The 23,270-nt window shown below is 58.1% G+C and carries 23 protein-coding genes and 3 pseudogenes; 6 read left to right on the top strand and 20 right to left on the bottom strand.

The genetic code is table 11. The annotated features are described in order from the left end of the window. The first annotated feature begins 12 nt into the window (after window positions 1-12). The gene (locus V1289_RS27605; protein WP_334400500.1) at window positions 13-933 is read left to right on the top strand and encodes a LysR family transcriptional regulator; all 921 of its coding nucleotides are present in this window, start codon (window positions 13-15) and stop codon (window positions 931-933) included. 457 nt (window positions 934-1,390) lie between these two features. Here the strand turns inward: V1289_RS27605 and V1289_RS27600 are convergent. From V1289_RS27600 to V1289_RS27570, 7 genes and pseudogenes are all read right to left on the bottom strand, one after another. Further along, a pseudogene (locus V1289_RS27600) lies at window positions 1,391-1,533 on the bottom strand (NADH-quinone oxidoreductase subunit B); the annotation flags it as partial. A gap of 137 nt (window positions 1,534-1,670) precedes the next feature. After that, window positions 1,671-1,988 (bottom strand): phasin family protein, encoded by a 318-nt coding sequence (locus tag V1289_RS27595; RefSeq protein ID WP_334400498.1) that lies wholly within the window; start codon window positions 1,986-1,988, stop codon window positions 1,671-1,673. Window positions 1,989-2,235: 247 nt separating this feature from the next. Then, window positions 2,236-2,982, bottom strand: a complete 747-nt coding sequence (locus V1289_RS27590; protein ID WP_334400497.1) for a cytochrome P450 — start codon at window positions 2,980-2,982, stop codon at window positions 2,236-2,238. Window positions 2,983-3,695: 713 nt separating this feature from the next. After that, on the bottom strand, window positions 3,696-4,019 hold the full coding sequence (locus tag V1289_RS27585; RefSeq protein ID WP_334408020.1) for a hypothetical protein: 324 nt from the start codon (window positions 4,017-4,019) through the stop codon (window positions 3,696-3,698). 78 nt (window positions 4,020-4,097) lie between these two features. Continuing rightward, window positions 4,098-4,730, bottom strand: coding sequence for a dethiobiotin synthase (gene bioD / locus V1289_RS27580; RefSeq protein ID WP_334400494.1), 633 nt, complete (start codon window positions 4,728-4,730; stop codon window positions 4,098-4,100). Then, entirely contained in the window at window positions 4,727-5,887 is a 1,161-nt protein-coding gene (locus V1289_RS27575; protein ID WP_334400492.1) for an 8-amino-7-oxononanoate synthase, read from the bottom strand. Before V1289_RS27575 ends, bioD begins: the two co-directional genes overlap by 4 nt. A gap of 86 nt (window positions 5,888-5,973) precedes the next feature. After that, complete coding sequence (locus tag V1289_RS27570; protein ID WP_334400491.1) at window positions 5,974-6,114, bottom strand: hypothetical protein; 141 nt, start codon at window positions 6,112-6,114, stop codon at window positions 5,974-5,976. 93 nt (window positions 6,115-6,207) lie between these two features. Here V1289_RS27570 and V1289_RS27565 point away from each other — a divergent pair. From V1289_RS27565 to dinB, 3 genes and pseudogenes are all read left to right on the top strand, one after another. Next, a pseudogene (locus tag V1289_RS27565) lies at window positions 6,208-6,656 on the top strand (hypothetical protein). A 3-nt stretch (window positions 6,657-6,659) separates the two neighbouring features. Then, on the top strand, window positions 6,660-7,385 hold the full coding sequence (locus tag V1289_RS27560) for an SOS response-associated peptidase (protein WP_334400489.1): 726 nt from the start codon (window positions 6,660-6,662) through the stop codon (window positions 7,383-7,385). Then, the gene (gene dinB, locus V1289_RS27555; RefSeq protein WP_334400487.1) at window positions 7,382-8,488 is read left to right on the top strand and encodes a DNA polymerase IV; all 1,107 of its coding nucleotides are present in this window, start codon (window positions 7,382-7,384) and stop codon (window positions 8,486-8,488) included. Before V1289_RS27560 ends, dinB begins: the two co-directional genes overlap by 4 nt. Before the next feature lie 5 nt (window positions 8,489-8,493). Here dinB and V1289_RS27550 read toward each other — a convergent pair whose 3' ends face one another. The 3 genes from V1289_RS27550 to ybgC form a co-directional block, all read right to left on the bottom strand. Then, window positions 8,494-8,697, bottom strand: a complete 204-nt coding sequence (locus V1289_RS27550) for a hypothetical protein (RefSeq protein WP_334400486.1) — start codon at window positions 8,695-8,697, stop codon at window positions 8,494-8,496. Between the two features lie 72 nt (window positions 8,698-8,769). After that, a complete protein-coding gene (locus V1289_RS27545) occupies window positions 8,770-10,392 on the bottom strand; it encodes an ATP-binding protein (protein WP_334400485.1) in 1,623 nt (540 codons plus the stop codon). A gap of 111 nt (window positions 10,393-10,503) precedes the next feature. After that, window positions 10,504-10,947, bottom strand: a complete 444-nt coding sequence (gene ybgC / locus V1289_RS27540; RefSeq protein ID WP_334400483.1) for a tol-pal system-associated acyl-CoA thioesterase — start codon at window positions 10,945-10,947, stop codon at window positions 10,504-10,506. Between the two features lie 1,168 nt (window positions 10,948-12,115). On the opposite strand from ybgC, the gene V1289_RS27535 reads away from it, so the two are divergent. Further along, a complete protein-coding gene (locus tag V1289_RS27535; RefSeq protein ID WP_334400481.1) occupies window positions 12,116-13,963 on the top strand; it encodes a recombinase family protein in 1,848 nt (615 codons plus the stop codon). Here V1289_RS27535 and V1289_RS27530 read toward each other — a convergent pair. The 10 genes and pseudogenes from V1289_RS27530 to V1289_RS27485 form a co-directional block, all read right to left on the bottom strand. After that, entirely contained in the window at window positions 13,861-14,301 is a 441-nt protein-coding gene (locus V1289_RS27530) for a hypothetical protein (RefSeq protein ID WP_334400479.1), read from the bottom strand. The genes V1289_RS27535 and V1289_RS27530 overlap by 103 nt on opposite strands. Before the next feature lie 371 nt (window positions 14,302-14,672). Beyond that, on the bottom strand, window positions 14,673-14,807 hold the full coding sequence (locus V1289_RS27525; protein ID WP_334407711.1) for a helix-turn-helix domain-containing protein: 135 nt from the start codon (window positions 14,805-14,807) through the stop codon (window positions 14,673-14,675). 15 nt (window positions 14,808-14,822) lie between these two features. Then, window positions 14,823-15,221, bottom strand: a pseudogene (locus V1289_RS27520) (recombinase family protein); the annotation flags it as partial. 368 nt (window positions 15,222-15,589) lie between these two features. Beyond that, the gene (locus V1289_RS27515) at window positions 15,590-16,048 is read right to left on the bottom strand and encodes a RidA family protein (protein ID WP_334400477.1); all 459 of its coding nucleotides are present in this window, start codon (window positions 16,046-16,048) and stop codon (window positions 15,590-15,592) included. 69 nt (window positions 16,049-16,117) lie between these two features. Next, window positions 16,118-17,209: an alanine racemase gene (locus V1289_RS27510; protein ID WP_334400475.1), complete on the bottom strand. Its 1,092-nt coding sequence runs from the start codon at window positions 17,207-17,209 to the stop codon at window positions 16,118-16,120. A 53-nt stretch (window positions 17,210-17,262) separates the two neighbouring features. Continuing rightward, on the bottom strand, window positions 17,263-18,381 hold the full coding sequence (locus tag V1289_RS27505; RefSeq protein WP_334400473.1) for an amidohydrolase family protein: 1,119 nt from the start codon (window positions 18,379-18,381) through the stop codon (window positions 17,263-17,265). Window positions 18,382-18,451: 70 nt separating this feature from the next. After that, entirely contained in the window at window positions 18,452-19,324 is an 873-nt protein-coding gene (locus V1289_RS27500) for a substrate-binding periplasmic protein (RefSeq protein ID WP_334400471.1), read from the bottom strand. Continuing rightward, a complete protein-coding gene (locus V1289_RS27495) occupies window positions 19,321-20,058 on the bottom strand; it encodes an amino acid ABC transporter permease (RefSeq protein WP_334400469.1) in 738 nt (245 codons plus the stop codon). The genes V1289_RS27500 and V1289_RS27495 overlap by 4 nt, the downstream gene beginning before the upstream one ends. A gap of 4 nt (window positions 20,059-20,062) precedes the next feature. Further along, complete coding sequence (locus V1289_RS27490; RefSeq protein ID WP_334400467.1) at window positions 20,063-20,764, bottom strand: amino acid ABC transporter permease; 702 nt, start codon at window positions 20,762-20,764, stop codon at window positions 20,063-20,065. Window positions 20,765-20,768: 4 nt separating this feature from the next. Further along, entirely contained in the window at window positions 20,769-21,545 is a 777-nt protein-coding gene (locus V1289_RS27485) for an amino acid ABC transporter ATP-binding protein (protein WP_334407708.1), read from the bottom strand. Window positions 21,546-21,874: 329 nt separating this feature from the next. On the opposite strand from V1289_RS27485, the gene V1289_RS27480 reads away from it, so the two are divergent. Next, on the top strand, window positions 21,875-22,876 hold the full coding sequence (locus V1289_RS27480) for a LysR family transcriptional regulator (RefSeq protein ID WP_334400465.1): 1,002 nt from the start codon (window positions 21,875-21,877) through the stop codon (window positions 22,874-22,876). Window positions 22,877-23,270: the final 394 nt, after the last annotated feature.

The raw sequence follows: 23,270 nt of genomic DNA, 5'->3' as shown, positions 1-23,270 counted from the left end.
TATTGGTGAATCATGATTGACAATAAATTCGATCTCAATTTGCTCCGACTCTTCGTTACAATCGTCGAAGCCCCAAATCTGAGCGTAGCCGCGGAGCGGTCCCTCACGACTAGATCGAACATCTCCCATCGACTTAAGGTGCTTGAAACCGCAATGAAGGCCCAACTGCTTCGCCGCACGACGCGGCGGATGGAACTGACCGAAGCCGGAAGGACACTTTATCAACATTGTATGCGCATGCTGGAGCAACTCGACAGCGCACGCGCTTCGATCGACAATCTCGGTAACAGGATCGCAGGCGACGTAAGGCTTCGATTGCCGACTGGGCTAGGAAATATTTATTTGGCGCCCGTTCTCTTGGACTTTGCACGAGCCTATCCTGAAGTATCCCTTCGCGTAATGTTGAACGACCATATCTCCGATCTTATTTCTGCAGAGGTTGATGTCGCGCTAAAGATCACGTCCACGCCACCCGATGACTACGTCGCGCACAGACTCTGTGATATCCAATGGTGCCTTTGTACAACGCCGTCCTATTTAAAAGACCGTCCCGTCGAAGATTGGAAGGACTTGCAGTCTTCCGCTCTGATCAGTCCTGCGGCGCTGGGCCGCAGTTTCGACCTTAAGCTCATACGCAATAAAATCGTAACCGCGGTGCGCGTTACACCTCGCCTGCAATCCGGCGATTTTACATTTTTGGTCAGCACTGTGGTTGACGGTTTGGGGATCGCACTATTGCCGCGATATGCAGTATGGCGATTGCTTCGTGACGGACGCCTCATCGAAGTCCTGCCTGAGTACGACCCGCAAGGAGTGGGCAACGTTGCTTATCTTTTGACTATTCCCAACAGATTTACGACGCCCGCAACGAGAACCTTGATGCAGTTCATAATGCAGCATGTGAAGAGTAATCAGAGCAATTGGACGCGTTAATGTTGCGGAAAGACTAGCCGAGTGGGTCCATGGTCTGGGCATCCACGGGCCGCAGCCGAATCATGGCTGGAGGCATCGGTTTAAAAGTGTCGCCCGCGACGTGCCCCGGTTGGATCGCTTTGATCTCCATCGCGCGCGCTGCGTGGCACTCCGAACAGTGCACCAACGCGTCGAAGCAGGTGTTGATCTTGTAGGACCGTCTCGAACTACCACCGCACATCGGCCACTCCAGAGCAGGCATGCTGTGATAACGCGCGAGATCGAGTTGTGCGAATGCCAATTAGTCACGATCATCATCGATATCGTTCATGAGAGAGATCTCCATCCGAAGGAACGGCCTGATCGGATCGGCGGAACATTTCCGGGTCATCAGTAGTGATTTTACGTGCTCCTATTCTTCAGCACGAGCATTCAGGACTGGGTTACAGTGAATGCGATGCTCACCCCTCAGTCGCGAGCGCGGGATGGACACTTGAATCAGTTCGATTGCGCAGCAGGCCAAGCCAAACTGCAGCCACATCATCGACCCGGTGCGCGGCCAGGTGATCAGGTCGTTAACGGCGGTGACGATAACCGCTTGTCCGAAAGTTGATCGCTGATTGCGTCAAACGATCGGTCGTGTTTCCCGGGATCGTACGCCCCGGAGACTACGTGTTTGCCGAGCGGGCGGGGTGATCGATGCCATTGCGGCCTCGGCTTTGGTTCCGTCGCCCAAGGAGTTTCCCCGCAACGGTTGATCAACATGCAATTGTCTGATCTTGTCCAGGGGCACCAGCGGTCATTGCAGGGGTCGCCTTGGTCGCATCCGAGATCAAGCCGAGCCAGGCGACTGCGAATGCTTGCTGCTCGCACGCAACGGTTTCCAGACGTTTTGTCATCCACTCGCTGCAGATGGCTGTCGCTTCGGACGGACTCTTCGCGGTCAGAAGCCTGGTTCCAAATTCTGCTTCGATCTGACGTATCTTCCGCAGCGTTTCAAGCCACGACCGGTGCATGTCTCTCATCCGCTCAAATAAGTTGCTGTTGAAGGCTATGAAGTCTGCCGGCTTGTTCATGTTGCTTCCTCTAAGGTCAAACCTCTCCATGGAACGAAACAGAGGGAAGGACCGTCCGATGGTTGATAGTGGACGAACCATTAAAGCGGCCGGCATGACTATGATAATGCTTTTATGTCAGCAGCCTTATGAAGGCGTTTCATCAAGAAGACTCGGCTACTGAAATGCCGGATGTCAGCGAGGCCGGTGATGCTATGCGCTCTAGTCTTGCGTGAATGAGACGACGCTTGTTCGTTCGTTTCTCCGGCTATTGAAGGCGTTGGTTGCATTCGACAATAGCACCCCGAAGTTCGTAGCTTCCGACCAGCGGATTCGACGTTATCGTAGGCGTTTGCGCGAGGTGAATCCCGGGAACCCGAAAAAGGTGGTTAAGGAAAATTACGCTCTCAAGCAATGCGACTGCTGCACCGGGACAGCGATGCGGACCATCACCAAAACTCATCAAACTTCGCGGAAACCTGCGACCCAAAATCCGTCGGTTCGGATCGAGCCTGTGAGGACAGAGTCCCGCTGCCGCCCGGTCGGCGTTGACAGCGCGAATATCAATCGCTAGCAGCGTCCCGGCCGATATATGTTCCGGTCGTCCGTCGTTATCAAGAATCAGGTTTTGTTCGGCGCGGCGATAGAGCAGGCCAACGACAGGTTCAAGTCTGAGTATCTCCTCCAGGATTGTTATCCGGTCGATCTCGTCACCGCTCAGAAACCGCATCCGCAGATCCATGCGGTCAAAGAGATGCCAAGCAGCCACACCAATCAGTTCGCGGGTGGTTGCGACGCCTGCCGCCCCGTAGGTGATGCACTCGGTTAGGATCTCGCGGTTGCTGCAGCCTTGGGCGATCAAATGCGAAATGATGTCTTCGCGCCTCGCGACCCGGCGCGATCTTATCGCTGGCATCACGTCGCATAGAAAGAATCGCAGTATACGATAAGAGCCAAAGACAAGCCTTACGAAGGTCGCCACTTTGCCGACGTTCCACTGCTCCTTGTCGGCCAAGAAACTATTCAACCGTTTTGCCAGGCCTCGCCTACGGCTGTCAGACAGCCCAACTATTTCCGCGGTCACGGCAACGGACAACTCGATGCTTAAATCATCAAGGTAAGCCTGACAGTCCGGGGCGTGCGCAAGAGAGCGCAAGGAGTCGCACATGGGCTTCTGCTCTTCGGGAAAATTGCATCTGCAATTGTCAATATTGTCTTTGCCGCGGCGCCCGAGTTCTGCAGAGCCGAAAGCTCCCGACTGAAGACACCTGTAGCAAGTCGCGAGTTTGGCAACCGCGTGCCGGGAATAAAGCCGGTGGCGCTTATCGATGGGTCATTTTTTGATCCTGGCGGGCGCCTTAGCTAATTGCGTATGTCGGCCAATCAGGCCCGATCAATTGCAACCCAGCGGTCGCAAAAGGTCGCTACCCGTTGGCAAGCTGGCGGCGGCGCGAACGGTGAGCTCAGTGGACCGGTATGAGGCCAGAAACGTCGCCATCGTTGGCGCCACCGAGGTCAGGCGCAAGAATTGCTCGGTTGTGAGTCTCATCGTTTCCATCCCATTTTTTGGTGTGTCGCCTTCCTCCATGGGCCATACGTCAATATCAACGAATGGGACGAGAGGAGCGCTCCTATCTCTCTTGCGGCCAATGATTAGAGCGCGTGGCATCAATATGATAATGCTTAAATGTCAGAACCATTATGAAGGGGCTTCATCATGGGAATCGACTAGTGCGGATCTTCGAGATTTCTACAATGAAGGGACGTCACCAACCCTGTGCTTGACTGGTTGCCTCGATCGCCCCCGGCGCAGGATCTGGTTTTCTCTTGTTCCCTCGCGCCGACCGTGTTGCCTCGCTGCAAGTCGAACCGGAGTTTCCGCACATTGGCGCTCGCTTTAGCGGCGTCGCCCGCCTTGACGCCGCTAGCAATGCGAACCTGATTGCCATCGGCGATGCCGTCGGGCGGCGCGACGATGATGCGATCGTCCGGAGAGATGCCCGACGCCAGTTGGATATCGCGGCCGAGATTGCGGGAGATAAGCGCCATCACTACGCACAACCTTTGTCATCTCGTCTTGAAGCGCGTGCTGCGTGAACGGATGCCAGATCGGCGACCTCTTCTTTTGCATCATGGCTCGAAATCATCAGGTCGAAATGAGGCTTTGAACGCGGTCTGCAGCGCGTCTGCCGTGAGGGGAGAAAGCCAGGGCAATCGCCCTAACCAACGCACCCGCCCGATCTCGCAAATTGCGCTCTCATTCTCAGCATTTTTTTCGCCAATGAATGCGATCCCAACAATGCGAATCTGACGCTTTCGCAGAGCCTCTATCGACAGCAGCGAGTGATTGATGGTACCCAGTGCCGTGCTCCCGCAAAGCACGACGGGAAGCCGCCATCGCTCGAAGATGTCGATGTAAAGCGTGCCGTAATTCAGCGGCACCATCAGCCCCCCGGCCCCCTCGATGACGAGCGGGCGCTCCCCGGTGTCCGGCACGTCGAGTGAATCCGCGTCGATACGAACTCCGTCAATTTCGGCGGAATGATAGGGCGAAGCGGGCGTTCGAAGGCGGTAATGCTCCGGTACGATGCGATCAGGTAAGAGACTTCCTAGCCGCGCGACGACTTGTGTATCGGTCTCTCCTTCGAGGCCAGCCTGAATCGGTTTCCAATAGTTCGCGCCGAGGAGATCGGCGAGCCCCGCGGAAAAAACCGTCTTTCCGATCCCGGTATCTGTGCCTGTCACCACGATCCGCTGCCTCATCGCGAATCGCCCCACGTCTCTTCGACTAACGCATCAAGCATCTCGCATACATCATCTTCCCTGACGTTAAGCGTCAGGGAAATTCGCAACCGTGCCGTTCCCGCCGGCACGGTTGGCGGCCGTATCCCACGGATGTCAAAGCCGCGAGCCTGCAGGGCCGACGCGAGCCGCATTGCACGCGCATTATCGCCGACAATATAAGGAACGATCTGTGAATTCGAAGAACTCGAGCGGCCGCGCACGACGATCTCCCGATGTGTGAACGCGACCAAGTTGGTCAGACGTTGCTGCCGGTCAGGTTCCTCCTGCAGGATCAATAGCGCCTCCCGCACTGCGACGGCTGTCAAAGGTGACGGCGCGGTGGCGAAAATAAACGGACGGCAGCGATTGACCATGAAGTCGCGCAGCACGCGTGTCGTGGCGACGAGCGCGCCGGCGGCACCCAGCGCTTTGCCGCAAGTATGAACGACCACCAGATTTTCGCGCCCCTCGAAGGGAGCGGTGAGTCCTCGTCCCTGCTCCCCGTAGACGCCTGTGGCATGAGCCTCATCCACCATCAGGAATGCATCATGCCGATCCGCGATCGCAACGAGCTCTTCGAGCTGCGCGAAATCGCCATCCATGCTGTAAAGACTTTCGACCACGATCCAGACACGGCCCTTTCCGCCTTCCTCTCGCCAGTCGCGAATCGTGTTTTCGACCGACTGGGAGTCGTTATGTGCGCTTTCGCGAAATTCAGCTCGGCCGGCCTGTGCGCCTTCACGAATGCTTGCGTGCACGAGAGAATCGAGAACGAGTAGATCGCCGCGTTGCGGCAGCGTTGTCAGGACGGCAAAATTTGCGACATATCCACTGCCGAAAAAAAGCGCCGTCTCTGCTCCGAAGAACCTCGCGGCTTCTCCTTCGAGGTGTTCGTGCTCCTCGCAGTTTCCGCGCAGGAGCCGCGATCCGCCCGCTCCGATCGGTGTGCCGGCCTCTAGCGCCGCCGCGACAGCCTGTTTCATACGCGGCGCGCTTGCCAGCGCGAGATAATCATTCGAGACAAAATCGATACCTGCCCGCGGCTGGAGGCCCCGCAGCCGCTCGTCGTCTTTCAGGGCATCCAAGGCTCTGACATAGCGGCAACCGGCAACCATATCCGCATGGGTCGGATTCATTGTTCACTTTCAGGCAAGCCATCAGTCGCGCAAAAGTCTTTGATGACCGCAAAATGCAAAAGTTCTCAGCAGAGGCCTCGTCGCTTTCAACTGGGTAGGATGCGGTTTTCTTCATCGACCAGCACGACACGCGGTGTGAATGCTCTCGCTTCGACCTCCTCACATGAGAATTTCTGCGCGGTCAATTCGCTGGCGCAATGACCGGCGTCGTCACCATCCGCAAACATGCCAATTCTCCCCTGTTGGCCGGCTCTTCCAGCCGAAAACGCTTTCAATGACTCGTCGCTCGCAGGGGGAACGCACGTTCACTTCGTGCCCGGATGGCCCCGAAGTATCACCCTACGCCGCTGTCGGGCGGCGACCGCAAGGCTCTGGCGAAAGAGCTCGGCAAGGCGCCGCGATGGCCAACATCCTGGCTACCCAATCGGCGGAGACGCGGGCCAAGGGGGAGGCCCTCATCCAGCAAGCAGATAAGCTGCTTTGCGAAAGCTGGAACGAACGCATGTGGTCAGACGGTGAGCCGATCGATCCGTCCCCAACCATCGACCAGGCCGTGAATGGAGGCTTCCCTTGGCTGGAGATCCGGTGCGCGCGCTGCAAGACGCCGAGCGACGTCGACCTTGCGGCGATGAAGCACCCGCCGACCACCTTCGTGCACGATCTCGCCAGCCGACTGCGCTGCCGCAAATGCGCCAAGGCAGGCCGGCGTCCATCCGCGACTCTGCTACAATTGGCCTGGCAGCCGCGCCACCCTCGAACCGAAGCCTGACCGATGTGCAATCTCTATTCGATCACGACCAACCAGGCCGCCATCATCGCGCTGTTTCGTGTCGTGAACCGATACGTTGGCAATCTGGCACCGATGCCGGGGGTGTTTCCGGACTACAAAGCACCAATTGTGCGCAACGGGACCGAGGGCCGCGAGCTCGCCACGGCGCGGTGGGGGATGCCATCGTCGTCAAAGGCGCAGATGGACGCCACCAAGAAACGGGCTGAAAAGCTGCAGGCCAAGGGCAAGTCGGTCGACTTCAAGGAATTGCTCCGAATGGAGCCCGACGGCGGCACGACAAACATCCGCAACGTCAAGAGCAAACACTGGACGAGATGGCTGGGACCCGAAAACCGCTGCGTGGTGCCGTTCAACTCCTTCAGCGAGTTCAACAAGGCCGAGGGCGGCGACATCTGGTTTGCGCTCGACGAGAGCCGCCCCCTCGCCTGCTTCGCCGGCATCAGGACCAATTGGACGTCGGTGAGGAAGGTCAAGGAGGGCGAGACTACCAACGACATCTTCGCGTTCCTCACGACGGAGGCGAACGCCGAGGTCCACGTCATCCATCCAACGGCGATGCCGGTGATCCTGACGACCCCGGACGAAGTCGAGACTTGGATGAGCGCTCCTCCCAATGAGGCCTTGAAGCTGCAGCGGCCGCTTCCCGACGGATCGCTCCGGATCGTCGCCCGCGGCGTCAAGGAAGATACGGCCGGGCTAGCGACGTGACCATCGAGGACGATGACGACCAGGCAGCTTCCCCGGGCCGCCAACGCAAGATCATCCACATCGACATGGACGCCTTCTATGCATCCGTCGAGCAGCGGGACAATCCGGATCTCCGCGGTAAGCCGGTCGCCGTCGGCGGATCCCGGGAGCGCGGCGTCGTGGCGGCGGCCAGCTACGAAGCGCGCAAGTTCGGCGTCAGGTCGGCCATGCCATCAGTGACCGCGAAGCGGCAATGCCCAGACCTGATCTTCGTGAAGCCGCGTTTCGAAGTGTACAAGACGATCTCCCAGCAAATCCGCGAGATCTTCGCCGAGCACACGCCGATCATCGAGCCGCTGTCACTGGACGAGGCCTACCTCGACGTGACCGAAAATCTGCAGAGCATTCCGCTGGCGCGGGACGTTGCGTTGGCGATCCGTGCCAAGATCAAGCAGGAGACCGGGCTCAACGCCTCCGCCGGCATCTCCTACAACAAGTTTCTGGCAAAGCTCGCCTCCGACCACCGGAAGCCGAACGGCCAATATGTCATCACGCCGGAGATGGGCCCGGCGTTCGTAGAAAGCCTTCCGGTCGGCAAGTTTCATGGAATCGGGCCGGCGACCAGCGCCAAGATGAACTCCCTCGGTCTCCACACCGGCCTCGACATGCGTAACCAGTCGCTCGAATTTATGCAGACCAATTTCGGCAAGGCTGGAAGCTATTACTACTGGATCTCGCGGGGCGTCGACAATCGTGAGGTCCGCGCCGACCGGATCCGAAAATCCGTCGGCGCCGAAAACACGTTCTCCATCGACCTCACCGACTTCGACGCCATGGTCGTCGAACTCGAGCCGCTCATCGACAAGGTCTGGCGATACTGCGAAGGTGCCGGCAACCGGGGACGCACGGTTACGCTTAAAATGAAGTTCAACGACTTCGAGATCATCACGCGCAGTAGATCTGTGCCCGTCGCGGTTTCGAGCCGCAGCGACCTAGAACGCCTATCGGTCGCTTTACTGCAGAATGAGATGCCGGTCCCCAAACCGGTCCGGCTTCTGGGCGTCTCGCTGTCGGCGCTGCAGCATGCAGACGACGCGGAACCGCAGCTGGCGTTGCCGATGTAATCGCGTCACGTCACTTCCTTCTCAAGTAGATCGATGAGCTGGATCTGTCCCGATAGGGTCTTCGATCGGGCGGTTTCCAGGTCGAACCACTCAGCGCGATCAACTTCCGGAAAGGGTTGGAGACGGCCACTCTTAGGCGGCCACTCGATCTCGAAGGTATCTGGACGGCGATGACGTGTCGAATCAGTTTCTCCGCAGAACGCGATCACGCGCTTTCCGCTGCGTTGGCGGAGGAAATGCAAGCTCACTCATGTTAAAGCCTGGCCTCGATGGCTTGGAATTCAGGCGCGATCTGCGTCGATATCAAACGTTGCAACAAGTATTTCGCGCACTTCCGAATAACAACCCGGTGAAAGCTGCTCCTCTAGCAAAACCATGATTTCACGCAAAATCTCGTCACGGGCTTCTTGTTGAACGCGTTCCCGGTCCAGATCCATTACCGCGGTTCCGACGCGAGCCAGCGCTTCGCGCTTGATATCAACCAGCTCGGCGCCTATCGCCTGAAATTCCGCAAGCGTCGGCAAATCTGCGCCCTGTGAGCCCTTGGCGATCTGCTTTTGATACTTAGTTATATCGGTTGATAATTTGATCGCGGCATCTGCATCTTGAAAATCGCTCTTCTTCAAACGACGGATATTCTTTTTCGCCTTTTCTAGGTTTTCGCGTTGCGCTTCGACCGAATTCTGGCCGGTTGTCGATACCGAGTATGCTTCTTTACCGAGGGAAGTAACGACCGCGGCTAATTCGCCACGCACCTTTTTCCAGGCTGCGTCCTCCTCGAAACCATCGCGTCTTGCGTTTGGGACGAGCGCGCCTGCGTTCATATAAATTTCGCCTAAGTAATAGTCTTGAAAGCGCACGTAGGACTTTGCGTGCTCTCGGAAAATTTCACGAACGATCTCAGTCCCATCTATTTGGATATTTCTCACTCGCACACGAAGTCCGCTGACGCGTGGATCTGTATAAGCGCCCGATTCCGATTTCTTACCTATCCACGCCCACCATTGTCCACTTGTCGACGCTTCGATGTGGCAGTCGGCCAGATTCACTTTACCAGATTCGAAATCGTACTCGCTTACGTACCGTTTGTAGACGCGTTCTGGTTTACCTTCTCCATCCTTGATCGTGATCGCAACTTCTTCGACAGGAATTTGATGCTTTTCCGCTGCATCCTTTATCTTCTGAACGAATGGAAATTCAGAGGAGAATGGAACGGGCGCGACCTGACTAATGAAGTCGGACATCTCCGAACTCGAGATGCATTCGTCCGGAGCGTCCGTAAATCCATCGAGCTTCACTTGAAAATAATGACGCTTAATCTCGTTGGAGGGCGACTTATAGGCATGAACGCTTTCTTTTAGCAGGATCTGCGCCGACTTTGAGCTCCCTTTACCAGGAGCCATTGCGGCGCGCATGGCTTTCGCATTAAAGACCACGGTCGTTTCTTCGTTTTCACCGCGTGTTTTCGTTGTGAAGGTCACGGTGTCACTGAAGACAATGCCTGCCAATCGTCCAATTCCTCGGAAGCCGGCATTTTTTCTGTAGCTTTTTCCCGAGGCCCCAACTCTCGTTAGCACCTCAGCCGCGCTCTTTGAGGATAGCCCAGCACCGTTGTCGCGAATCGTAAGGCTGTTCTTGTCGGCGGCAAGTTCGATCTCGACCAACCCTTCCCCGGGCTTGAGAATGTGCAGTTCATTGATGGCGCGCTGTATCGAGTCAAAGCTGTTCTGGATAACCACCCTGTCATGAAGCTCACGAGCCAAGCAGACGACCTTAGTATGATTGAAGTCGGCCATGATCTCCTTTGTGAATACCTCCCTAATGTTTTTGGATCCAGGCACATCGGCGCGCACGCTCTCTAGATGTGCTGCCACGTCGGGATTGACGGCATCGCGACTATCCAACAATGCCCGCCTCAACGCGGCGATCGACAGATGGATATGCGCCTCCGATCCGCGGCGCGACGCACCTCTTCGTTGGTCGCCGGACGGCCAGGGCTTGAATGGGGAGCAGATTCATTTATGCCCTTCCATAGCAAGCCGCAGCGCCTTCGGTATACGTTGCGCTTTTCCGCCTGAGATAAACGCCACACGTACACGCGCCGTGACCAAGAGATCCTCTGCGCGCCTGCATTCCTGCAGTAAGGTAATTGACGCGCCTCTCACCTCTTGCGTTAGAGTAACGACGTCAAGCACGTCGTCCAAGACCGCCGGCTTTAGAAAATCGATTGTCATCGACCGGACGACAAAGGTAAAGCCGGGCGCATCGTTCTGCGCTTCTTGGAGCAGCGCGTGCTGACTGGTCCCGAGCAGGCGCAAGTAATTCGTCCTGCCGCGTTCCATAAAGCGCAAAAAATTCGCGTGATACACAATTTGGCCGGAATCCGTATCTTCGAAATAGACGCGGACCTGCATCTGATGGCGTCCATCGCGAATTTCGCCGTCAAGAGAGGCTGTCACAGTGCGATTCCCCTTGTTGCGGTTTTCGAGAACTAGTTCTCTTGCACGGACGCGCTTCTCCGAGCAATCGTCAAAATCCTGGGCACGGCAGCTCCGTCTCGTTCGCACTGTGCGTATCGGGCGGCAGAGCACCGAAGGGGTGCTCGCCCGCAGTGCTGGTACGTTGTTGGGAATCTACAGCGGCTCTCGGCGCTGCCATCGTGTCGACGGAATTGAAGTATCGCTCCGGTGGAGGCCACCTTGCGGGGAGCGGTAGATGTGAAGACATAGGCGCATGACGATGCACCAGCGTTTTTGCTGAAAATCGCCCCCGATTTCGATATCTGGAAGGTAGAGCAAGTCCAGTAGCGGTCAGCCGCTTTGGCGTCGTCTCCCGCAGGGCGCAGGTGACGGCTCCGATGGTTGCCAGGAGTTGGCAGAGGATTCGTGTCGCAGGCGCGCGCAAGCAGTTAGATCCATCCGGTCGCGGAGTCGCACGCCAGTGGGTCGGTGCGAGTCCGACGTGTCTTGCCTCCGGTTCAATAACGTTCGTCGTGTGATGACGCGAAGACGGCGTCGTCAAGCTATGAACGGGATCAATCGGATATCTCGCACCCTCAGACACAAGTATTCTACTCCGCTTTGCTTAGCCAATTCCCTCCGGCCTACGATTATCTTTGCAGCAACACGCTAGCGCCCGACATTCGAAGAATCTTATTTTCATTCACGACAGCAACAGTCAACATGAATAGACTCGCCATTGCCGATTGAGACTTCCATGAGCGCTGCAGGAGTAAAAGTCATCCGTTACCCTGTCGTGACTCTTACCAGGTCATGGCGCTTGCCGACTGAGGCTGCTGGACGGCGATCCGCATCGGGCGAAAGCCGAATGCAGGGGCTTCGATCGAGTCTCCGAGCGGAGGATGCGAACGCCGCACGTGATCCCTGTCGGCTATCCATAGCGCACGCTGAAAATTTAAGGTAGCTTGTGAAGGCTTTGCTGTAATGCGTACCCGAATCCGATCGCCTCGGGGCCAAAAGGCGATCATCTGACCGCTTGATCCTTCTCACCTTCAAAGCTGGGACAATCCCAACAATGAGGAAATTTGGCTTGAGCTGGCGCGTGCCATTGGACGGCAGCTTGCGCGGGATGAACAAGGCGTTTCGGGGCAGTCGATAGGGGAATGGGATGGCGACACCATCACCAAAAAATAGGGCCGCGATATACGCCCGCTACTCGAGCGACATGCAAAAAGTGACCTCGATTGACGGTCAGCCATTACTCTGCCGGAAGGTCGCCGCACGCAATAGCCTCGATGTCGTTGGTGAATTTGTCGACGCTGCAAAGTCTGGCCTTACCGAAGACACGCGAGATGGCTATCAGCGTTTGCTCGAAGGGGTGCGAAAGCAAGACTTCGACGTGATCATCGTCGAGCATTTCGACCGCTTGTCGCGCGACCCCGCCACTATCCAGCGGCTCAAGCAGGTGTTTGAGTTCAACCGCGTTGAGCTGATGGATCAGAAAGGCGTTTATGCGACGGCGACTGACATCAGCATCGCAAGTCTCTACAATACGATTTACAAGCCACAGCTCGCCGACAAGGTTCGGCGCGGGCACGATAACGCTGTCACCAACGGAAGAATTCCCGGCTCATACGCCTATGGTTATCGGCCGAAGCCGGGCGCGCCTGGCGCGCGGATGATCGATGAGAGCGAAGCAAGGATCGTGCGCCGTATCTTCACCGAGTACACATCGGGCCGTTCAACGCGAGATATCGCCGCCGATCTCACCCGCGAAGGCGTGCCCTCGCCTGGGGCCACCCGTCATAAGAACAAGGCTGGTCGTACCGCCTGGAATCATCAGTGCATCACTGGCGGTCGCCATGGTCGCGGCATTATCGGCAACGAACTGTATATCGGCGAAATACATTGGAATGTTCGCTCAACAATTCTCAATCCGGAAACGCAGAAGAAGCAGAAGCGCCGCAATCCGGAAGAACGCCACATCATCGTCAAAAACGCCGAGCTGCGGATCGTTCCCCAAGCGCTCTGGGATAGAGCGCAGAAGGTTCGCAGTGAGCGCGCTATTCACATGTTCGGGCCGACCGGCAAGCCGCGGCGCCGACCCGTGGTCCCGCGCAACAACGAGCATCCGCTTGCAGGAGTCCTTCGGTGCGGCGTTTGCAATGGCCATATGCGAATCGCTCAATCCTCCCGGAATGGCGGACCACGCGCCGCATGCGCCAACGCGCATCAGCGAAGCACCTGCGAGCATACCCGCAGCTTTGACATGGACGTTCTACTGAAGGATGTTGCGGAGAAAATGGAAGCAAGATTGCTTTCTCCGAAAGCCATTGAAGAGGCGATGCGTGCCTGGAAGGAGGAGCGGAAGAGCGATCAGCGAAAGAACAGCGAACGCTCTAACCTGGAGCGTCGGCGCCATATGCTGAATACAGAGATCGAACGCTTGTCATATGCAATCGCGAACAGCCGTCGCAAGCCGGATGAGTTGGTCAAGCGGATAGATGAATGTGACGCGGAGCGGGAAACTGTCGAGGAGCGCCTGCGGTTGTTCGGGAACGGTGGCGAAAACGTGATCCCGTTCGATCATCCGAGGTTTGGTGACCGGTACCGTTTGGAGGCAAAGAGACTGGTCACCGCGCTCAAGACAAATCCGAAGGCGATCGAGACTCGTGTCGCTTTCCGTAACTTGGTCGACTGCATTATAGTGCATCCGGTGCGCAAGCGGATGCCCTACGAATACACCCCGTACATGAACGCCGCAGCCCTTTTCAGCATGCAGCTTTTCCCAGAAAACTGTCCCAAAACAGGGAAGACCAGCACGTTTGTCTGTTACGACAACGTCCAGTCAGAGAACCCTTGCTTTGCGTTGTCGCTACATGTTTGGACCAATTCTGTCAGGTCCAAGGGGCGTTATACTGGCGCGTTCTCGCTAGATCGGAACGCAAATTCGCGCATGCCCGCATTTGTCGTGTTGGAGAAATCGACTACGCGCTCTCGTTCTCCAGCGATTTGAACGACGCGGATGCTTCCGTCAAACTTGTAGGCGCTCGTCACGCTCAGCGATTGAAGCATAAACAAGCGGTCCCAACCCGGATGCGTTGCCGTAAGATGTGCATTAGCATCAGAGCCCGTGGTCACCCCTTTTGAAACAATCAAACTTTGAATTTCATGGATATAGCGGCTCAGATACTCTTTCAAAATATTGTCCAGATTCACGTCAATCTTTGAAGGTAGCGATTGGACTGCCACATAAAGTTCGCCATACCTGCTCGCCAAATCAGCTTTTCCATCCAACGCGAGCCATGTGAGCTCATTTTCCATCGCGGCGCGCTTGGCTGAGTCATCAAGCACGTAGTTGTCTCCAGCGTAAGACGGCAGGTAGGGCAGTCAATCTATCTCGCGAGCGATACGTATTGCGTTGAGCGTATCGTGGAAAGCATTCAATTGAACGATGTTGGTCACGAAAGGATTTCAGCGGCGGGACAAGAACTGGGCTTAATGCTGTCCGAGAAAGGTAAGAAGAATTGTGCTATTTTAACAATGAAACCGCCGGCAAATACAAAACAGTTGCGCCTCGATGCAACAGCCGCGGTGAATGACAACTTCACTCCAACCTCTAACCCCTACCACTATCGGAGCGCTGAGCGCGTGACTTTAGTCGAATTTCATCAATTGGCTCTCCCCTTCGCTGTGGTCGCCCAGACGGGAACGGATTGCTTCGATCAATTACTCAGGCGGCTAATGGTGCTGTGGCTGACGTTATATGACCGCGCGATGTCCGTTAGCACCTCCCCCGCCTCGCGGCGAGATATAGCCTCCCGCCGCTGGTGCACCGTCAGTTTAGGCTTGCGACCCATAACCACCCCCCTCGCCTTCGCACGTTCGCGCCCCTCCCCGGTTCGCGTCCGGATTAGCTCCCGCTCGAACTCGGCAAGACCACCCAAGACCGTCAGCATTAGTCGTCCGTGGGCTGTTGTAGTGTCAGCTCAGGTGTCGCGAAGTGACTTGAAGCCAGCGCTTCTTTCGGCGATCGTTCCCAAGAGGTTGAGTAGATCGCGCGTCGAACGCGCCAAACGATCGAGCCGGGTGACGACCAGCACATCACCCTTTGCCAGAATCGCCATCAGGCGGGCCAGTTGCTTACGATCAGACCGAGCGCCGCTGACCTTCTCCTGGAAAATTTTCTCGCAGTTCGCCAGCTTGAGCTCTGCCAGCTGGGCCCCAAGTGACTGGCCATCTGTGCTTACCCGCGCGTATCCGTAAACCGCCATCTCGAACTCCATTTCGCACGTGATTTATGCACAGAATAAAGCCGCCAACAGATTTGTGCATAAATTATGATTTTTGCACGGGATGATCGATGTCCGTTGTTGGGGGCAGAACGGACTCAGCGCGGAAATCACTGAACCGACGCGATTGCCGAGTAGGCCCGGGGAATTTCACCCCGCCTCTCACAGATCCGGACTTGACATTCTCACGTCATCCGGCTCGTGCCACCGCGCGAAGGCTGCCGCCTTCCATTTAAAGTCGGGTTCCTCCCGTTGCCGGTTGACCCGATCACAATGGCGATGGCCTGCTCCCTTCACCGGGAGGTCCATGCTGAATCTTTCGTGCTTGAGAAAATTGCGTGCGCGCGTCTTCAATCGACGAGCAGGATCGCTTCGACTTCGACCGACATACCGTTCGGCAGGGAGCCCATGCCGACGGCAGATCGGGCGTGGCGGCCGGCCTCGCCGAGCGCATCCACGAACAAATCGGAGCAGCCGTTGATGACCTTCGGATGCGCCGCGAAATCAGGCTCTGCGTTGACCATGCCGAGCAGCTTCACGACCGCCGAAATGCGGCTGAGCTCCCCGACCGCCATTTTGGCGGCGCCGAGCAGATTGAGCCCCGCCAGTCTCGCGTGCTCATGGGCCTGCTCGGCCGTAAGGTCTCGGCCGACGCGGCCGATGTGGAACGTGCCGTCGGCCTTCTTGGGACCTTGTCCGGACAGGAATAGAAGATTGCCGGCCCAGCGAAACGGAACGTAGTTGGCCGAGGGAACGATCGTCCGCGGCAGGACGAGCCCCATAGAAGCGAGTTTCTCTTCCGGCGTCATTGCACTCATCTCCATTGCGGCACGTCGTTCAGGCCGTGTCGGCTTTTCCATAGGTCGAGGTGGAATTGCCTATCTGGCGCTTCCCATCTGGGGGCGGCGTTCCCAGCGCCCGTCAATCGTCTTCACCAGGGCGCTGTCGTAGAGATAGGCCGTGGTGCAGGCGTGCTGCGGGATCAGGAGAACCCGGTCGCCCACCGACAGATTGTTGCCCTCCACAACGGTGTGCTCCTCGTTCATGAGCAGGATGCGGCCATTCCAGCGGAAGCGATCGGCCAGCGGCTTGTCCGGGGTGATGGCTTTACAGCCGGCATCCAGCGTAAGGGTACCGGAACGGGCCGAGACGACACTCGCCAGTACGAAGGCAGCGGGCCGCCAGCCGAGATGCGCCAGCTCGACATCATGCTGCGCGCTGGAATAGGTCCAGCTGCCGGGGGACACACAGGCAGCCACGTCCACCGGCCAGATGTCGAAGGTGTAGCTGCCGCCCGCGACGACATCGGTCTCGATCCCTTCGGTTCGCAGCACATCTCCGAGCCTACGCACCTTCGCGGACAGTTCCCGCACCTGGGCTCCGCGCTCGGCATAGGTGCCCTTCACGTGGCCGTCGTAAACGTGCCAGCCAGCTAGGTGCCCGCACTCGTGGACGGCGCGCGCCAGGGGCAGGGCGACTTCCGACATCGGCATCCCGGTGCGGCCAAGCCCGGGATCGAGATCGACGCGCAGACTTATGTTGTTATCCGCGCCGGTCAGTAGGGTTTCCCAGATTTCGAGAGCGGCGAAGGAATCGACGAGGCCGACAAATGTGGTGCTCCGGTGTTCGCGGGCAAACAACACGAAGCGCGCGATATTGGCGCTGCTGGCGGTCGGATAGGCCCAGGTGACATGCGGCGCACCCGCGCCGACAGCCATCTCGACCTCCGCGACCGTCGCCGCCTTGAAGGCGCGGACACCCTGCGACAGCAGCAATTCGACTACCCACGGCGCACGGTGCGTCTTGAGGTGCGGCATCAGCCGGTCAATGCCGCCGCAGGCTTCCGCCGTCTTCCGCAGATTGTGCCGGACACGCTCCTCGAAGATGACAAAGGATGGCGTTCCGGTGTTGTCGGGCGGCAATTCGGGCCCTGCGCCCGTCGTTACGGGCTCGATGAGATCGTGCTCCACGTGTGATTTCCTCTGTAGGCCGAGCCGCTCGCGGCGGGCGTCGGAAGGTGTTGTCAGGCGGCGACCGCGCGCTTGCGGATATCGATAGCGAGCATCGATTGCAGGTTCCCGCCAAGGACCGCGTCCTTCTCGCTTGAGCTCAGGAAGCTGCAGTGATGGCGGACGTAATCCAGGCTCTGGGTGTACGTGCAAAAGCGTTCGACATTCGGCATGTCGGAGCCCCAGACCAGCTTGGACGCACCGAACAGATCGCGCATGCCGCGCACCAGTTCCTGCGCCTGCGGGTAGGGATATTCCCACGCGCCGCCCCAGGTGATGGGGAACATGATCTCGATCAGCAGATTGTCGTGCCGCATGGCGGCGAGTACCTCGTCTGGGAAATCCCACGCGCCCGATTTGCCGAAGAAGCTGACGGGGGGGCCCATGACCAGCACCCAGCGAATGTTGGTGTAGCGGTCCATCAGGCCGTGCAGACGCACGAGATTGCTAATGTAGCTCGCCGCGTCGTAATCGGGGATCGCGGTGATCTCGAAGAACACTGGCAGGCCGGCGGTGTCGATCTTCGACCAGAATGCGTCATAACGAGCATCGTCGAACGCGACGTCGAACCCGTAGCGGGCAAACGCGTCGAGCGCAAAGTACACGCCTTTCAATCCCAGATCGCGATGGGCGCGGTCGAACTCCGCAAGTCCCGCATCGGCGAAAGCGCGCGGCTCATCGACATTCAGCAGGGCCGTGAATTTGTCAGGATACTGGTTCTGGGCGAACGCGTTGTAATCGTTCATCGCGCCATAGCCCCACCCGGTTTGCAGGATGCAGTGGTCGACGCCCGCATAGCTCATCTGGGCCAGCATCAGTTCCGGCGGCGCCACGATCTGCTGCATCCCGACCGGCATATATTGGGAATGATAGTCTTCGCCGTCGATCGTGAAATCGAGACGGCCATAATTGCCTACCCTGAAGTCGACGTCCTTGAGCCCCGCCCACGAATTGTCGCCTTCCCGGAACAGCACGGCCCCCGAGACCTCCTTTCCGTCGCGCGCCCTGAAAACCCGGGCCGAGGTCCGAGTCTGAACCTTCTGGATATACTTGCGGTGGATCTCGCTCGACGGGTGACCGCAGGCTTCAGCCCAGTGCTGGAAGACATGCGCGTGGCAATCGATAATCATCATTTCCTCATGCAGTGCAGGTGAGCGGGCGCGGCTCCCCTTGGCGAGGGCCCGCGGTCTTGATCCGAGGGGCTCAGGCGAGCTCCGCCAGATACTTGTCATAGAGCCGCTTTACTTCGCCGCTGCCGATGACGTAGGAGGCCCAGGAATCCAGGAAGTTCTTCCACGCGGCATCGCCGTGGCGGATGAGCCAGGTGTTGGGACGCTTGTCGAAGGGATGTTCCTGGTCGACAATATGAGCCCAGGCGCCATTACGTTTTACGAGCGCTATGGCGTCGCTGTCGCCCACGACGTAGGCCGTGGCGCGCTTCGTGCGCACCGGCTCCGCAGCCATGACCTGCTGGCCGGCGATGGCCATGAACTTGGACTTGGGGAACATCAACGGCAGACGCTGTTCCTCGCTGGAGCCTGCGCTCACGGAAAAGGTCACGTCCGGGCTGTTGAGATCCTCGACCGTCTTGAACTTCTCGGCATCGTCCTTGTGCACGATGGCGTGGCTGCCCTTCGCCCAAAGAGGTCCGACGAAGTTGCAGGCGAGGCCGCGGGGGATCGTGTAGACGGCGGACGATCCGAACAGGTCGAAGTCGCCCTTTCGCAGGCCCACGGTGGCGTTGGCAAAGGTGACCTCCTGCCAGTCCACCGTCATTTCGAGGTCACGAGCGAGCATGTCGACGAGTTCCTTGTAGATGCCTCGCAGCTCGCCGCTCTTTGCGTCCTTGAAGAACCACAGGGGGGTCTGCGCGAACCCGACCTTCAGGGGATGGCCCTTCTTGATCTTCGCGAGCACCGAGTCCGGAGGGATTCCGCTTTCGAGCAACTGCGCCTTCGTTTCCTGCGGGGGCGCGGCGACAAGGGCCACACCCGCGCCCACGATGGCTGCTCCGGTGAGCAATGACCTTCTGCTGAGGTCAGAGGCTTCCTGGCTGTCCTTCATGTCCTTGGTCATCGCCCATTCTCCTGTCGTGTCTCGAGGTGAGGTCGTGAAAGCTTCTTGGCTGCTTTAGTTAGCGATAGATGAGGCCGATCTTTGTGTTGAGCGTGTCTGATATCTTTGTTTGCCGCCATCGATATTGTGAATGTTATGAAGAAATATACTAAAGCCACAGATGTAAGTATTTCTATCGGCTCAAACCATTGATTTACAATTCGCAGCGCTTCGTACATCAGATCCGGGATGGCGATTACTGATACGAGCGTTGATGATTTGATGATGACTGCGATCTGGTTGATCAGGGACGGGGCCATCACCAGCCCGACCTGGGGTAGCATGATGCGCCCCATGATCTGGCGGGGGCGAAGGCCCACCGCGAGGCCGGCTTCGATCTGGCCTTTCGGCAGCCCCTCGATGCCGGACCGGAAGGTCTCGGCGAAATAGCCGCTCGATTGAAGCGCCAGGGCAATGATGCCGGCGCCGGTGACGGTGCCGGGAAAGCCGAAAATGTCCGGCCAGACATAGTTGACCCAGAGCAGCTGAACGAGGACCGGCGTGGCTCTGCAGAATTCGATGTAGGCGATCGCGAAATACCTGAAGTATGGCACGTAGAGGCGGACGACGCACGCCATCAGGCCAAGGACAATCGCCAGGAGAAACGCCCACAAGCAGACATAGCCCGTGACCCACAGCCCCCGAAGCAGGCTGTCGACATTGGCGAGAACGAAGCGGTTGAAATTGTCGATCATGGCGTCACGCCCACCCGCGACGGCGCCAGCCGTCGGTGAGGCGCTGAATGGCCTGGGATGCAGCGATGATGATAACGCAGTAGAGCAAGGCGGCGCCGGTATAGAGGGGCAAAGGCCGCATCTGCTCGACGTTCACCATCGACACGCGGTACATGATGTCTTCGACCGCGATGAGCGAGACGATGGATGTCGCCTTGAACAGCGACACGTATTGGTTCAGCGCATCCGGCAACATCCGACGCACGGCCTGCGGCGCCACCACGCGCCAGGTGATGTGCCACCGCGAGAGACCGAGCGACATCGCCGCTTCGATGTGCCCTTTGGGGACCGACAGCAGCCCTGCCCGCACGGTCTCCGACATGAAGCCGCTATAGGCCACACCGAGCGCAAGGACGGCGGCCATATACGGGCTGAAATCGAACCGGGTCCTGAGCAGACCCGTGATCAGGATCGGCAGGATGTAATAGACCCAGACCAGCAGGATATATTCGGGGGTGTTGCGAAAGAACTCGGCGTAGCCGGCCGCGCTCAAGCGCACGATCCGGCGTTTACTGAGCCGCGCCGAGCCGATTATGAAGGCAAGGGCCGTCGCCAGAACCGCGCTGGTCAGGAAAATCGAGATGTTCTGGCCGAAGCCGGCAATAAGCGTGTGCCGGTATTCCCAGAACAAGGCAGGATCAAGAGATTCCCTCAACCGCTCGAACATAGGATCAGTTCAGCACGGTGGAGACGAAGCGGCGGCAGCGCTCGCTCTTGGCGTTGCCGAAGATCTGTTCGGGAGGGCCGTCCTCTTCGATGCACCCTTCGTGCAGAAACAGAACGCGGTCCGAGACGTCACGGGCGAACCGCATCTCGTGCGTGACGACGACCATCGTCGTGCCTTCGGACGCGATTGCGCGCATCACTTCAAGCACCTCGACCGTCAGTTCCGGATCGAGGGCCGAAGTGGCTTCGTCGAACAGCATGACCTTGGGCTGCATGGCAAGCGCACGTGCGATTGCAACACGCTGCTGCTGGCCTCCGGACAGGCGGGCGGGATAAGCGTCTGCCTTGTCGAGCAGGTTCACCTTCGCAAGAAATGCGCGGCCCAGTTCGACCGCCTCATCCCGCTGCAGGCCCCGCACCCGCATGGGCGCCTCGATCACATTGGCCAGGGCCGTCATATGTGGCCACAGATTGAACTGCTGGAAAACCATTCCGAGCTTTGCCCGCATGCGGGCGATGTTGCCGGCTGTATCCGTCTGACGCCGGCCATCCGCGGTAAGGACGCTGCCGATCGGCTCGCCGTCTATCTGGATGTCGCCCGACGTCGGCTTTTCCAGGTGGTTCAGGCAGCGCAAGAAAGTGCTCTTCCCCGATCCGCTCGCGCCGAGAAGCGTCGTCACCGTGCCCTGCTCGACATCGAGTGAAATGTCTTTCAGGACCTGCAAATGTCCGAACGACTTGCAGAGGTTTCGAACCCTTATCATCGGAGCTGAGGCTGGCATGTCTCTCCTGCTGGGGCTGATAATCAAGCCCGTGTAGCATTAGAGATTTTGATTTTGTTGGCAATGGCTTCGAGCGCCGGCTCGCGCCGGCTCGACCCCAAAAAACACCGATCATATGTTGGTGGTTCAGATTCTGCTCGCCTTGCGAGCATCCACTAATACTCTATAACCCCATATTTTCTTGGCATAAGTTCGCATGATCCTGCGTGATATAGCGTTGACCGCCTCATTTATATGCAATTTTAGGATAGCCAATATTTGTATCAAGTATTGATTCCTCTTATGATGTTGCGCCATCAGGGATGGCGATGCAGCCATGACCGGGCCACATGAAACCGTTTTCTGGATACGACTTACGGACGCTCGAAATCTTCACGCAGGTTTGCGAACTCCGCAGCATGACGCTAGCGGCCCAGAGGCTCGGTATGACGCAGCCCGCCGTCTCCCAGGCTATCCGGCATCTGGAGGATGTATTGGGCGTCCCTCTGGTCGATAGGCGATCCCGCCCCCTGATGCTGACAGCCGCCGGCGAATGGCTGTCGCGCACTGCAGGTCAGGTTCTGCAGGATGCCAAGCAGATCGCGCTGACCATCCGCCAGTTCGGAGAGGGCCGCGCTCTGCGGCTCAGGATCGGCCTCGTCGATTCCCTGTCGGACCCGTTCGTGCCGGCGATGATGAAACGGCTGACGCCGACGGTTCATTATCTGTCGATATCGTCCGGGCTCGCGCGCACGCTGCGCGCCGGCCTCATCGACCGCAGCCTTGACCTTATCATCACGAATGACCCGTTGGATGACGCCGGCGAGATCCGCAAAATCCCAATTCTGACGGAGCCTTATCTGCTGGTCGTGCCGGCATCGCTCAACGCCAAGGACATCAGCCTCGCCCATCTCGCGTCGACGATGCCGCTTATTCGTTGGAACGCTCGGTCCCAAACGGGCGCGGACATCGAACGGCAACTGGGGCGTCTCAGGATCGACCTCAGCCGACACTTCGAATTCGATTCCGCTCGCACCATTCTCGGAATGGTGGCAGCGGAGCTTGGCTGGGCGATCATGACGCCCCTGTCGATTTTCGAGATGAACCCCGTTCTGAATAAAGTGAAGCTCCTGCCGTTTCCGGGTCCGTCATTTTCGCGAACTATCGCAGTCGCCGTTCCGCCAGGCGAAAACGAAACTCTTGCCGAACAAATTGGGCGGGTGTCCGTGAAATTACTGCAGGATCTTTATGTCCCGGAGATATTGAACGCCCTTCCGTGGTTGGTGTTCGAAAAGGCCAAGGAGGGGAAATCAATTCGTATCGGGAGCAGAAACGATCTAGCGGCGCATTGATGACCCTCGCCGAAACTCTTTGATTTCAGAGGCAGAACGGAACGATGCGTAAGACTGGCTGTTGGCGCCGGGGTCGGCCGAGCTTCAGCGGCAGACGCTGCACCAGGAGAACGCGTAACGCAACAACGCTGCTCGCGTTGATCGACGCGGCGAACGACGACGACGACGATGATGATGTGTTCGACGATGTCGCAACGCGGTTCGGCCGCTTCGGGCTTGGCCCTCGCGGTCGGTGACACGATGTGCATCTAACTTCCGCTTCTGGCGCGAATCTATTTCCGGAGCGAACGAGAGCTCCTGACCCCTAAGCGGACGGGAGGGTCGAATAACGATCGTCAGCGCCGCAACAATTCCTGACTTTGCTCAGCATAACGAACCTATCGAAACCCGACAG

Source organism: Bradyrhizobium sp. AZCC 2289 (assembly GCF_036924615.1).
Lineage (GTDB): Bacteria > Pseudomonadota > Alphaproteobacteria > Rhizobiales > Xanthobacteraceae > Bradyrhizobium.
Note: the sequence above shows the minus strand (reverse complement) of the source record. Positions and strands in the feature narration are given on the sequence as shown.